The sequence below is a fragment of the Parabacteroides distasonis ATCC 8503 genome (assembly GCF_000012845.1).
Classification (GTDB): domain Bacteria; phylum Bacteroidota; class Bacteroidia; order Bacteroidales; family Tannerellaceae; genus Parabacteroides; species Parabacteroides distasonis.
On record NC_009615.1, the window covers coordinates 3,344,326 to 3,358,001 of the forward strand.

The 13,676-nt window shown below is 46.0% G+C and carries 11 protein-coding genes; 4 read left to right on the forward strand and 7 right to left on the reverse strand.

The features are described from left to right. Positions 1 to 39: 39 nt before the first annotated feature. From BDI_RS14010 to BDI_RS14040, 7 genes are all read right to left on the reverse strand, one after another. Positions 40 to 1,140 (reverse strand): TlpA disulfide reductase family protein, encoded by a 1,101-nt coding sequence (locus BDI_RS14010; protein WP_011967002.1) that lies wholly within the window; start codon positions 1,138 to 1,140, stop codon positions 40 to 42. Between the two features lie 189 nt (positions 1,141 to 1,329). Next, positions 1,330 to 2,937 carry a phosphoenolpyruvate carboxykinase (ATP) gene (pckA, locus tag BDI_RS14015; protein ID WP_005860732.1) on the reverse strand — a complete coding sequence of 536 codons (1,608 nt, stop codon included), beginning with the start codon at positions 2,935 to 2,937 and terminating at the stop codon, positions 1,330 to 1,332. A 414-nt stretch (positions 2,938 to 3,351) separates the two neighbouring features. Further along, the gene (locus BDI_RS14020) at positions 3,352 to 4,368 is read right to left on the reverse strand and encodes a 2-oxoacid:ferredoxin oxidoreductase subunit beta (RefSeq protein ID WP_005860730.1); all 1,017 of its coding nucleotides are present in this window, start codon (positions 4,366 to 4,368) and stop codon (positions 3,352 to 3,354) included. 3 nt (positions 4,369 to 4,371) lie between these two features. Then, a complete protein-coding gene (locus BDI_RS14025) occupies positions 4,372 to 6,225 on the reverse strand; it encodes a 2-oxoacid:acceptor oxidoreductase subunit alpha (protein ID WP_005860728.1) in 1,854 nt (617 codons plus the stop codon). Positions 6,226 to 6,313: 88 nt separating this feature from the next. Continuing rightward, positions 6,314 to 7,525 (reverse strand): alanine dehydrogenase, encoded by a 1,212-nt coding sequence (locus tag BDI_RS14030; protein WP_008781049.1) that lies wholly within the window; start codon positions 7,523 to 7,525, stop codon positions 6,314 to 6,316. Between the two features lie 3 nt (positions 7,526 to 7,528). After that, positions 7,529 to 8,050: a shikimate kinase gene (locus BDI_RS14035; protein ID WP_005860724.1), complete on the reverse strand. Its 522-nt coding sequence runs from the start codon at positions 8,048 to 8,050 to the stop codon at positions 7,529 to 7,531. Between the two features lie 80 nt (positions 8,051 to 8,130). Further along, on the reverse strand, positions 8,131 to 10,191 hold the full coding sequence (locus tag BDI_RS14040; RefSeq protein ID WP_005860722.1) for a hypothetical protein: 2,061 nt from the start codon (positions 10,189 to 10,191) through the stop codon (positions 8,131 to 8,133). A 105-nt stretch (positions 10,192 to 10,296) separates the two neighbouring features. Here BDI_RS14040 and BDI_RS14045 point away from each other — a divergent pair, with 105 nt between their 5' ends. The 4 genes from BDI_RS14045 to BDI_RS14060 are packed head-to-tail and all read left to right on the forward strand — an operon-like array spanning position 10,297 to position 13,629. Beyond that, on the forward strand, positions 10,297 to 11,478 hold the full coding sequence (locus BDI_RS14045; protein ID WP_011967003.1) for a glycosyltransferase family 87 protein: 1,182 nt from the start codon (positions 10,297 to 10,299) through the stop codon (positions 11,476 to 11,478). 5 nt (positions 11,479 to 11,483) lie between these two features. Beyond that, a complete protein-coding gene (locus tag BDI_RS14050; protein WP_011967004.1) occupies positions 11,484 to 12,200 on the forward strand; it encodes a glycosyltransferase family 2 protein in 717 nt (238 codons plus the stop codon). A 9-nt stretch (positions 12,201 to 12,209) separates the two neighbouring features. Continuing rightward, entirely contained in the window at positions 12,210 to 13,007 is a 798-nt protein-coding gene (locus BDI_RS14055; protein ID WP_009018725.1) for a polysaccharide deacetylase family protein, read from the forward strand. Then, positions 12,994 to 13,629 carry a viroplasmin family protein gene (locus BDI_RS14060; RefSeq protein WP_011967005.1) on the forward strand — a complete coding sequence of 212 codons (636 nt, stop codon included), beginning with the start codon at positions 12,994 to 12,996 and terminating at the stop codon, positions 13,627 to 13,629. Before BDI_RS14055 ends, BDI_RS14060 begins: the two co-directional genes overlap by 14 nt. Positions 13,630 to 13,676 lie beyond the last annotated feature (47 nt).

Genomic DNA, 13,676 nt, shown 5'->3' on the forward strand with positions numbered 1-13,676 from the left:
AATTACAAATTAAAACCGGAACCTCCTGTTTTCAATCGCTCAGTCTTCGAACAAGTTTTCCAGTGTTTGCTTGATCTCGATTCCATTCTCTGTTTTCATCAAGATCTTATGATCCTCATCTATCAAGAAACAGCGTGGCAATACGCTTACGTTATACAGATCTATCAACATAGCCGCTTGTCCGGCCGAATCTGTTACCAGATTCCACGCTATACTATCTTTCTTCAGTACATCCCGGACATTATCCGGATTATCGTCCAAGCTAACCAAAAGAATATCCAACTGATCTTTCGGATATTTCATCGCTACCTTATCCAGATATAGATCCTCTGTCTGGCACATATCACACCAAGGAGCAGTAAATGTCAGCAATAAATATTTCTGCGGGAAAGAATCCAAACTTACCGTATTCCCATAAATATTCCTTACGGAGAAATCTGGGGCTTCCGCACCCAAAGCCGTACGTTTCGCACGGGCGCTATATTGCTCCAGCTCCTTCACCAGATAAAAGTCTTTCAACCTTGGATTCAATAACGCCAACAACTCATCAATTTTACGAGTATCATCGGGATCTGAGAAAAAAGATTGAATCAAGACAACGGATACCTCTTCATCCGGGTTCTCTTTTACGTACCGGATCGCTTCCTCGCTCAATTGCATATTAACATTCGCCAAACGAGCGGCGATATCCGTCTCCTCGATCGTATCGTTCAAATCCTTGCTATTTAAAGAATTTGATAAATTTGTCAATTCCGTCAATAAAGGAGCGATTTTTTTCTTAAAAGCGGTCAACTTATCATTTGTCCGTCCCCCCTTTACCTGCAATAGCAATGGAGAGTTAGCGTCGCCCGTGATTTTTACGGTTTCTCCCGGTTCCAGATAAGCCGTAACCCAATGCTCTTTATCCGCAAAGAAGATAGTCACACAATGGAAACCCGCTTCATTTTGATCGATCTGGAACTGCCCGGGTTTCGTACAAACCACCGTATCAACCACTTTATAATTATCCTTCTCAAATACAGCATATACGGTTTGATCTTCCAGATTAGAAAGTTCCCCTTCAATCCGATAGACATAATCCTTGCCACAAGATGACAAACAAATTATAAAGCCAATAATAAGTGCCAGTTTTTTTATCATTACTCCTTTTTAAGCTCTTCTTATAACAGATAATCCGGTCTAAAGGTAGGAATATTTTTTTTAACTACTTTACATTTATAATAAAATTAACGTAGTTATCATAAAAAAAGCGCAGAATTAGTAATTCCACGCTTTTTTATAAAGATATTTTTAGACCTTGACCTTTTTTGATCAAGGTTTTTTAAGCAATTATAACTGAGGACCAGCAGCAACCAATGCCTTACCAGCTTCGTTGCCCGTGAACTTAGCAAAGTTCTTCTGGAAGCGAGCAGCCAAATCCTTCGCTTTCTCATCCCATTGAGCAGGATCAGCATAGGTATCGCGAGGATCTAAGATCTTCGGATCTACGCCCGGTAATGCAGTCGGAACCTCGAAGTCGAAATACGGGATCTTCTTTGTCGGAGCCTCATTGATAGAACCATCAAGGATAGCGTCGATGATACCTCTTGTATCTTTGATAGAGATACGTTTGCCGCTACCGTTCCAACCTGTGTTCACCAAGTAAGCCTTAGCGCCAGTCATTTCCATCTTCTTAACCAACTCTTCGCCGTATTTTGTCGGGTGCAATGACAAGAAAGCAGCACCGAAACAAGCGGAGAATGTAGGAGTCGGTTCCGTGATACCACGCTCTGTACCTGCTAATTTAGCGGTAAATCCAGACAAGAAGTAGTATTGAGTTTGCTCCGGAGTCAAGATAGATACTGGAGGCAATACACCAAATGCGTCAGCAGACAAGAAGATAACTTGTTTTGCGTGCGGGCCTTTAGAAACCGGCTTAACGATGTTCTCGATGTGATAGATCGGATAAGAAACACGAGTGTTCTCTGTAACTGACTTATCAGCGAAATCGATCTTACCATCAGCGGCAACTGTTACGTTCTCAAGAAGAGCGTCACGTTTGATAGCGTTGTAGATATCCGGCTCGCTCTCTTTATCCAAGTTGATAACCTTAGCGTAGCAACCACCCTCGTAGTTGAATACACCCTCGTTATCCCATCCGTGCTCATCGTCACCGATCAACAAACGTTTCGGGTCCGTAGACAAAGTTGTCTTACCAGTACCAGACAAACCGAAGAAGATAGCTGAGCTCTTGCCCTCTTTATCCGTGTTAGCGGAGCAGTGCATAGAAGCGATACCACGCAACGGGTTCAAGTAGTTCATGATAGAGAAGATACCCTTCTTCATCTCACCACCGTACCAAGTATTCAAGATAACTTGCTCTTTAGTCTTCAAGTTGAAAACAGTAGCAGTCTCAGAGTTCAAGCCTAATTCTTTGTAGTTGTCAACTTTAGCCTTAGCAGCGTTGAAAGAAACGAAATCAGGTTCGCCGTAGTTAGCCAATTCCTCAGCTGTCGGACGGATGAACATATTAGTTACGAAGTGAGCTTGCCAAGCAACCTCCATGATGAAACGTACTTTCAAACGAGTAGCCTCGTTAGCGCCACAGAATGTATCGACAACGAACAAACGTTTGCCAGACAATTCTTTTACGGCTTTAGCCTTCAAGTCTGCCCAAGCGGCCTCAGAACAAGGCTTGTTATCATTCTTATATTCATCAGAAGTCCACCATACAGAATCTTCGCTGGCTTCATTCTTTACGAAAAATTTATCTTTAGGAGAACGACCTGTATAAATACCAGTCATCACGTTTACAGCACCTAGCTCAGTTACTTGGCCTTTCTCGAAGCCTTCCAAACTCGGTTTAGTTTCTTCTGCGAACAGAACATCATAAGACGGATTGTGAACGATTTCTTTCACATCAACAATTCCGTACTTGCTTAAATCTAAATTAGCCATCTTGAATTTAATTTAAATGATTGACTTTATATAACTTTTCTCTCTACTCTAGTTCGATACGGTGAGGCTTTCCGACCTTTTGGAGCTTGCTGCGACTCCACCTTGTTAACCGCGGTACAAAAGTAATATTTTTTTTTATCGTACACAGCTTATTAAGGAAATTTTTCAGTAATAATTACTCTTTTCCATGCAATTAACAAAACCCTTAGTCTATTTGTAATATGGAGTTTACAAATCATATACTTTTAGCTAGCATCTCAACTATTTCCGAAGTTGTCATCATAGGTATTCGCTTTTATTGTGACTGAAACAAAGATATATACTTTTTTCCGCACAAACAAATCCAGCGTATAAATATAAGAAAGGCGCAGGATAAATATCTTGCGCCTTCTCTTATATCCAATCAGAAATATATTACTTTACCTCCCAAATCTCACCTTTCATCAAAAGGTCGTGTAATTTACGTGTAGGATTCTTCGCTTGTACCTCCTCGATTTGCTGGTGGACAGCCTCATCATAGGTCGGTCCCTCCACATCTCGTATTACGCCTAACGCAATTGGCATATCACCGCTCATCATGGCAAGCATCATATGCAAGGTGTTATCCTTCTCATGGGCGTCGTGTACCAATACGTCATCCATCGTATAACCATCTTGTCCGATCGTTACGGATTTCAGTTTTAGGCCGTCTAGCACAAGGCCTTTATCCATGTTAGCGCCGTAAACCATTTTCTCGCCATGGCGAAGGAAAATCGTACGATCCGCACGGTATGCCTTATCAACGATCCCCTTATGGATACCATCATTAAAGATCACGCAGTTTACTAGCACTTCCGTAACGGAAGCGCCTTTATGACGGGCGGAAGCCGTCAATACCTCGGTCGTATTCTTCAAATCCACGTCAATCGTACGGGCGAAGAAATTACCACGGGCACCCAACGCCAACTCGGCCGGGATAAACGGATCTTCCACCGTCCCATAAGGAGAGCTCTTGGATACGAAACCACGGTCAGATGTCGGGGAGTACTGTCCCTTCGTCAAACCATAGATCTTGTTGTTGAAAAGAACGATATTCAAATCGATATTACGACGGACAGCGTGGATAAAATGATTACCGCCGATAGCCAAGCAGTCGCCATCACCCGTAATCAACCATACGCTCAAGTCCGGGCGAGCCGTCTTTACGCCGGTAGCGATAGCCGCTCCACGACCATGGATCGTATGGAAGCCATACGTATTCATATAATAAGGTAAGCGGGAAGAACAGCCGATACCTGAGATAACTGCCATATTGTGAGGAGCCACTCCTACCTCGGCCATAGCCTTATGCAGGCAATTCAGTACCGCATGGTCGCCACAACCCGGGCACCAACGTACGTACTGGTCGCTTTTATAATCTTTCGGTTGAAATTTAGTTTCTTCTGTTGTCATCTTTTAAGCCTCCAATATTTTAGTGAATTCCTCAACTAATCTCGCAACGACAAAAGGTTGTCCCTTTACACGATTGAAGCGATACGGGTTAAATCCGGGTACCTTTCCACGTAAATAGTTAGCGAACTGGCCGTTATTTTGCTCAGCCACCACCACTTTCTTATACTTAGAAAGAACCTCAGCCGTATTCTTAGGCAGCGGGTTGATAAACTTGAAGTGAGCGAAAGCCACCTTCTTGCCATTCTCTTGCATCGTCTCCATCGTCTCGTAAAGGTGTCCGTAGGTTCCACCCCAACCAACGATCAATAAATCAGCGTCCTCATCTCCGATCACTTCCAGTTCGGGGATATAGTCGGCGATCTTATCGATCTTAGCCTGACGGGTCGTCACCATCTTCTGGTGGTTAGCCGGATCGGTAGAGATCGCACTCGTCTCGTAGTCTTTCTCCAGACCGCCCAGACGATGAGCGAAACCTTCCGTTCCCGGAATCGCCCAGTAACGAACCAAGCTTTCCTTGTTACGACGATACGCCTTCCAGACTTTCTCGTCTTGATAATTAGCTACGTAATTCGGCTTAATCTCCGGATATTTATCCATTTCCGGAATTCTCCAAGCGGAAGAACCGTTAGCGATAAAGGCATCGGTCAACAAGATAACCGGAGTCATATGCTCCACGGCCAACTTACCCGCCCAAAATGCGGCATCAAAACAATCAGTCGGCGTAGAGGCCGCTATTACCACGGCAGGGCTCTCACCATTACGGCCATACAGAGCCTGCATCAAGTCCGTTTGCTCGCTCTTCGTCGGCAAGCCCGTAGAAGGACCGCCACGCTGAACATCGATAATCACCAAAGGCAACTCGGCGATTACAGCCAAACCGATCGCCTCGCTCTTCAAGGCAAGACCCGGTCCGGAAGTAGATGTAGCCGCCAAGCAACCGGCGAAACTAGCTCCGATAGAAGTACAGATACCGGCGATCTCATCCTCGGCCTGAACCGTGATAACGCCTAAATCCTTACGTTTAGATAATTCATGTAAAATATCAGTAGCCGGAGTGATCGGGTAACTACCCAAGAACAACTGCAAACCAGCCTTCTCGGCAGCGGCTATCAAACCATAGGAAGTAGCCTTATTACCATTCACGTCCGTATAGAATCCAGGCTCGGCTTTCTTACTCTCGATACGATACGTAGAAACTGAGGCATGGATGTTATTACCATAATTATAACCGTCCGTCAAAGCCTTGATATTAGCTTGGGCGATAACCGGTTTCTTAGCGAACTTATTCTGCAACATGTGCATAGCCTCCTCCAGCGGACGCTCGAACAACCAGCAAACAAGTCCTAAGGCGAACATATTCTTACAGCGAAGAGCCGATTTATTGTCCAAGCCAAACTCAACCAATCCGTCTTTTACCATCGTAGAGATCGGAGCGGCAACAACCTGCACGCCAGTCAATCCCAGCTCAGTAAACGGATCATCGGTCGTAAACAAGGCCTTATCCAAATCACTTTTCTTGAAAGAGTCCGTGTCGATTAAAACAATCGCATTGGGTTTTAGGTGTTTTACGTTCACCTTCAGCGCGGCGGGATTCATGGCCACCAATACGTCGGCCTTATCACCGGGTGTGAAGATCTTGCGCGATCCCAAGTGCACTTGGAATCCAGATACACCACTTAGTGTTCCTTGTGGAGCACGTACTTCTGCCGGATAGTCTGGGAATGTAGAAATCTCGTTCCCGAAAACCGCGGACAGGTTTGAAAAGATTGTACCGGTTAACTGCATACCATCTCCCGAGTCTCCCGAGAAACGAATTACAACCTTCTCCAGCGTCTTAACTTTTGTCTGTTCTGCCATAATATACTTTATTAGCTTTATCGCTTATTGGTATTTAGATCGTCCGCAAAGTAAAGCATAAACTTTGCGAGTTCAAAACTTTTCCGCATCAAAAAGCAGAGAGGTATAGATCAAGATTATTAGATGATAGATTAAAATGGTTAGACACATAACTATTCACTGTCTTCCCATAATACATATATACTCCCGCCCTAAAGCCCTTATCCGATTTGATCATTCCTTGCACGGAACCGGCGTCGCCCAACGACAATAATAAAGGTACGAATATATTACTATAAGCCATCGAGGTAGTACGAGCCACCCGGTTGCTGATATTCAGTTTACAATAATGTAATACCCCATATTGCTCGAACACCGCGGGATCTTCCCTCGACAAGCAGCAAGTCGTCTCAAAGCAACCGCCTTGGCTTACCCTCAGATCGATCACCAAAGCTCCCTTTTTCATCGTACGCACCAAGTCCGTAGCGATAATATAGCGATGTCTCGTATTAATATAACGCATCGCCCCGATCACCACGTCAGCGCTACGAAACGCATTATGCAGCACATTCGGATGGAACGTGGAAGTAAAAAGCCCTTGCCCTAAGACCTGTTGTATTATACGCAATTTATTGATATCATCATCGAATACTTTCACGGATGCTCCCAAGGCCAACGCGGCACGCGCGGCCACGGTCCCGGCGTTTCCGGCCCCGATAATCACCACTTCCGTAGGGGATACGCCCGGGATACCGCCTAATAAGATCCCTTTACCTCCTTGGGTATTGCTCAACAGCTCGGAAGCGATCGTTATGGAAGCCGCCCCCTCGATCTCGGAAGTGACATTCAGCACCGGGAAACGATTATATTCATCCGCCATCAACTCATAAGAGATAGCGGTAATCCGTTTCGCCATCATCAACTCGAAAGCCTCTTGAGCGAATAAATTAAACTGCACCAATGAGAAAACGGTCGTGCGAGGTCTCATAAACGCGATTTCCACCGGTAACGGAGGCAATATCTTCAAGATCAGATCCGCTTGGAAAACTTCTGCGGGCGTATCGACGATCTCCGCCCCCGCCTCCGAGAAATGATTATCGGAATAGTTGATGCCTAATCCGGCGCCACTTTCCACCAGCACCCGGTGACCGCAATCGGTCAGCATATCCACCGCCTCCGGAGTTAACGGCAAACGTTTTTCCGCCTCGCATCGTTCACGAGGAATACCGATGAGCAAACGGTTATTCACCTTGCTGATCTCTTTCAATAATTCCTGCGGGATATAGGCCCCCTGTGCCTGCCGGCCGTCGTTCGCTTCCATATGCTATAGGATTTTCATTAACGCGTTCGATATGTCATGTACATCAGATTCTGTTAACATCTTCTCGGCATCAAACGTTATGGACGCCTTCGTATAAAACGGATTCCTTTTCTCCAGACTCTCGGCGATAAACGCCCTCAGTTCCTCCCCGGAACGTCCTTTCAACACCGGACGGGTATGTTTGCACAACTCCAGACGCTTCGCCAGCTCCTCGACTGACACCTTCAAGTAAACCGTCGTGCCAGAAGCGTTCATAAACTCCATGTTATCGAAAAAGCAAGGAGCGCCTCCTCCCGTGGAGATCAGCACGTCCTCAAACTCAGCGACCTCGTGAAGCATATTCCGTTCTATCTCTCGGAAAGCCTCCTCCCCTCTCTCGGCGAATATCTGCGAAACGGCCTTATGATAACGCCCTTCGATATAGTAATCAAGATCTATGAACGAAAGACCGGCGAGCTTGGCAAGCTCTTTTCCCACCGTTGTCTTGCCCGCTCCCATATATCCGACCAAAAAAACACGTTTCATACGTTATTATAATAGTTTTCGCAAATGTAAACTTTTTCCGGGAACTCCATCTTCTTTATTCCTAAGAATCAATAAAAAAATCATAGGCCAATGGCTTTTACTGTCTGGGTCGCACGATCCACTACCAATAAAGTATGACGAGCACCGGCTATTTTCTCGGGATAGACCATCGAATCTGTAAAGTCCTGCAATAATTTTCCGTTCTTAGGGCTGATCTCCCATAGCTCCGACCGTTTATCATCGACACGAAGCGTAACAAACAAACGATCCCCTACAAACGCTATCGACTGGGGAGACTTTTCAAATCCCAATGTCACCAGATACGGCGCAAAGCCCGTGTCCCCTGCCCGAATGTCCGCAGGATCGAACAAATAGATTATATTTTTATTCTGGGCCGTCACATATAAAAAGCCATCATTTCGTGCCGCTACTGCATAAGTACCCATTGCCTCTTGTAAATTTACGCTACGGCTATATATAGGTACCCGAGCAGCGGAACCGGGCTGTACATCTTGCTCCAAGACAACTACCAGTTTCCGTTTATCCCGGATAAAGACAGCCCCTTGACTAGCCGTCACATCAAACGCATGAACGGTCTGATAACCACCCTCACCCCAAGTACCCGTACCGATACAAGTAATGAACTCATACGTTTCCGCATCAAACACATCCGTACGGCTTCCCGTATTCGTGACATATATTTTCCCATACGAGCGAGTCACGCCGTTTGGCTCCCCCGCAAAGGTCTCTTTCTTATCTCCGTTCATCCACTCAACCATACTTTTCACATGACGCACATTACCGGAAGATACATCAAAGACCTCCAAACTATAATGTCCCGGAGCGTCATTTGCTACATATAGCGTATTCCCATAAAGATGGACCGCTTTCGGATGAAAAGTTTCCACAGTGGCACCGGGAATATCCAAGACAGAAAGTGTAAATGAGAGAGGAGAACCCTCATCACCAGCCCTATCCGTCTCCATCGGAGCAAGCCCAAGCCCGCCATCTATGGCATCCAATTCCGGATCATCGATAATGTATTTCGAGGAAGTATACACGTTTTTATTCTCTACCAGATTCTTATTCCTCCGGGTATGCAAGAAACGGCGGGAATAAACCGGTAATTTCTTGCTCACGGAAAGCTGTGAGTAAACCTTCATACAAATTGTAGGGAAACCGCCTTCCGCCGGATAGTACGTCATATTCCCACTATGCCCATACCCCAAGCAGTGTGCCAGCTCATGATACGGCGTGTCAGAACCATTGGCATCGTCGGCATAATGGGTCAGATAGACATATTCACCTAGCCCAAAGGTATTTCCTCCACCCAGACCGACAACATTCACCACGCGTCCATAACACAACCCGCCATGATTCGTGATCTGTTTCTTCAACACATCTATATCCACGATTTGCTCGTTATTTATCAGCTTGCCACGCCACTTCTCCAGTTCCTCATCAAAAAGCGAGGAAGAAAACATCGCGGCCATATTCAAGGAAAGGGCAACCGCCTCACGAGCCAGATGTGGCCTAAAGTTGCCCCAGTTCGAACCGGAATATTTACCAAACCAAATATCCCACTTAGGTTTCACGTTTATCATTCCTTGATAGACCGGATCTCCACATTCAACCCGCAAACTTATATTCTCGGCCACGATATCCGGATGGGCATCTATGGTAACCTCCTCGCCGGAACGTGTATAATAAACCTTCGCCCGTTCTAGAAAAGGCAACTTCATTTTAAACTCCTGAAAAGGTAAAACCGTAGTAAACTCCGCAAACCGTACCTCATCCTCATAACCCTCAACCGTAGCCCAGACAATCACATTATGGATAGCTCTAGGAGAATAGAAACGAAGCATCAACTCCTTCTGCCCGGTAACTGACACCTGCAAAGGCTCATTCACCTTGAATTTTCGCTTTGACGAATCGAAAAGAACCTCGTCCGGTTCCTCATCCTGAAGGATGTAAGAAGTATTCGACGAATCATAATCCTCCTCCGCCATCCGTATCAAACCATATTTACTCGTTCCTCCACTATTACCCACATCATCTTCATCCGAACATCCGAGAACAAGAAAGCCTCCCATTACAAACAGAATGACACGAATGATCGTGTATCTCAACATTTCATTCATAAATAATCTCTTACCAGTTTTGGACGCAAAAATAGTATTTTTATTTAACTCGCATAAAAGTCACCGTTTTTATGTAATTTTGCCCCGTAGACAGATGTAGATTCGATGATGAAATTTATAGATAAGTTCAATACAATCATCCATAAGCCATTTTTCAGCAAATATAGTACCTTAATGGGGCTATGGGCATTGCTGGGGGTTATCGCATGGATTACCAAGTATTTCCCCGGGAAATATAACAACTTCTCCATCTTCAGGCAATCCTTTTGGCATACGTTGAATGAGTTACCGCTCTATGCCGCCTATCCGGAAGAATACAACGATATTTTTCACTACGGGCCGGTATTTAGCTTGGTAGTGGCTCCGTTCGCCATTACACCGTTATGGTTAGGACTGCTTACTTGGTCAGTGGCGCAAAGCCTTTTCTTATTCTGGGCGGTCAAGATGCTACCGGGGATCAAGCGGGAACGTATCTTTATCTATTGGTTCTGTGCCCACGAGTTGCTTACCTCGCTTTTCATGTCGCAATTTAATATCAGTATCGCCGCTATCATTGTCCTCGCCTACGCATTGATAGAGAAAGAGAAAGACGTATGGGCCGCTTTCGTGATCATGTTGGGTACCTTTACTAAATTGTATGGGATCACGGGATTGGCGTTCTTCTTTTTCTCTCGCCATAAGATGAAGTTCAGCCTATCTTGCGTAGGATGGGCGGTCGTCATGGTCGTAGCCCCGATGATATTGTCCGGGCCGGATTATATAATGTCCCAATATACCGGTTGGTTCGAGGACTTATCCGGAAAAAATTCGGAGAACTTATTCGCGCTCATGCAGAACATTTCCTTCTTGGGAATGGTTCGTAAGATATCGGGATCGGTCAGTTACTCGGACATTTATCTGATAATAGGGGGATTAATAGTATTCGGCCTGCCTTATCTACGCATCAGTCAATATAAATATGAGGCTTTCCGGAAAACGTTATTGGCCTCGGTGTTGATGTTTGTCGTACTGTTCAGCACGGGTAGCGAGTCCAGTACCTATATCATAGCGTTTATCGGAGTCGCTATTTGGTATACGGCTGTACCGTGGAAACGTTCGACATTGGATATTGTCTTGATGGTCTTCGCCTTTATATTGACCAGCATGTCTCCGTCCGATCTTTTCCCGAAATACATACGAGTGCATTATGTATACCCGTATGCGTTAAAAGCGTTGCCTTGTATGCTGATCTGGCTAAAGCTGACATTTGAGATGTGTACGAGGAGTTATAATCCGGTAAAGGTATAAATGGAATGAACGCACAAGCAGACATAGATTTGGTATTACCTTGTTACAACCCGCCTTCGGGCTGGGAGGAACGAGTAGCCACCCATTTCCGCGAAGTGGAGCGATTATTCAGCCCGGTACGTTTCCACCTTTTTATTGTCAGTGATGGTTCGAGACGGGGATACGAGCCGGAAACGATTGACCGCCTCCGGCAATTGATACCGAATGTCTGCGTCGTAGACTATAAGCCCAACAGGGGAAAAGGATATGCCTTGCGAGAGGCAGTAAAGCGATGTACCTCTCCCTACATTATTTATACGGACTACGATTTCCCTTATACAAACGACTCGTTCGGCAGGATGGTCGAGACGTTGCTAGGAGGAGCGGACGTGGTCGTGGCTACCCGTAGCAAAAGTTATCAGGAGAATTTGCCTCCTTTCCGAAAAGTGCTATCCAAGCTATCCCATATATGTAACACATGGATTTTGAGGATCAAGATCAAGGATACGCAAGGAGGTATGAAAGGATTCAGTCAAGCGGGACAAGCGATATTCCTGACCACCCGTATCAATAGCTTCCTGTTCGATACAGAATTTATCTATAAGGCAAGTCGCCGGAAAGAGATAAACTTACGGACGATCAATGCGAACATCAAAGAAGGACTAGCGGTATCCGATATGGGATTCAAGGTCCTGCGGCGGGAAGCGTTGAACTTCTTATCCATCTTATTTCATAGAGATTAATTAACATTCATGATATTACTTAGTTTTGATATCGAGGAGTTTGACGCTCCATTGGAACACGGCGTGGAATTGCCGTTCGAGGAACAAATGCGTACTTCCGTGGAAGGAACCCGGAAGATATTGGCATGTCTGGCCCGTCACCGGGTAAAAGCGACTTTCTTTTGCACGGCGAACTTCGCCCTTCATGCGAAGGATTTGATCTTGGACATCCAAAAGGGTGGACATGAGATCGCTTCGCATGGTTTTTATCACTCGTCGTTCGAGACCGCCGATCTACGCAAGTCCAAAGAGGCATTGGAGGAACTGACCGGACAACCGGTGAACGGTTTCCGTATGGCCCGCATGATGCCCGTCGAAGAAGAAGAGATCCATAAGGCCGGTTACTTATACAACTCGTCCTTGAACCCGACTTGTATTCCCGGCCGTTATAACCATCTGGGGCAACCCCGCACCTATTTCATGAAAGATGGCGTATTGCAACTGCCCGCCTCGGTGACCCCGATCGTCCGTTTCCCCTTGTTTTGGCTGGCTTACCATAACCTTCCGGCCACCTTGTACCGTAAGTTAGCGCTTTGGACTTGGAAAGAGGACGGTTATTTCCTGACCTATTTCCATCCGTGGGAGTTTACCTCCTTGAGCGACCGGAAAGAGCTAAAGTTGCCGTTTATCATGACCAACCATTCCGGTTGCGGCATGGAAAGAAGGCTGGACGCCTTGATCCGTTTCTTCAAGGATAAAAGAGCGCCGTTCGGTACCTATACGCAATTCTCACAAGAAATCTTGAGTAAGAGTCATGGCCAAGAATAAGTTTTATGTCGTATGGAAAGGGTTGAACCCGGGAATCTATGATAACTGGGCGGAATGCAAGGCACAGGTAGACGGACAAGAGGGAGCCAAATATAAATCCTTCGAGAACCGGGAGGAAGCCGCCAAAGCCTTCGAGGCCGGCTATACCCATTACCTAAAGACCGCCTCTTCCCCGAAAGCCGTGGCCCGTCTCGCGCCAGAAGCCCCGATCGGGAACCCCATCAATGAGAGTCTTGCCGTAGACGCCGCCTGTAGCGGTAATCCCGGGGATATGGAGTACAGAGGCGTTTATACCGCCACCGGGCAAGAGATCTTCCATATCGGCCCGCTGAAGGAGGGCACGAACAATGTCGGGGAATTCCTCGCCTTAGTACACGGCCTCGCCTTGCTACAGCAAAAGGGAAGCGACCTGCCGATCTATTCGGATAGCCGCAACGCCATCAGCTGGGTCAAGAAAAAGAAATGCAAAACCCTATTAGCACGTAAACCGATCAACGAACCTATCTTCGACCTCATCGAGCGGGCCGAGAAATGGTTGAACACCCATACCTATACCACCCGGATCCTCAAATGGGAAACATCCGAATGGGGGGAGATCCCGGCGGATTTCGGAAGGAAATGAGGTAAAGGTAATTAAAATTATATCGTATATTTGCCCAATATATCGAA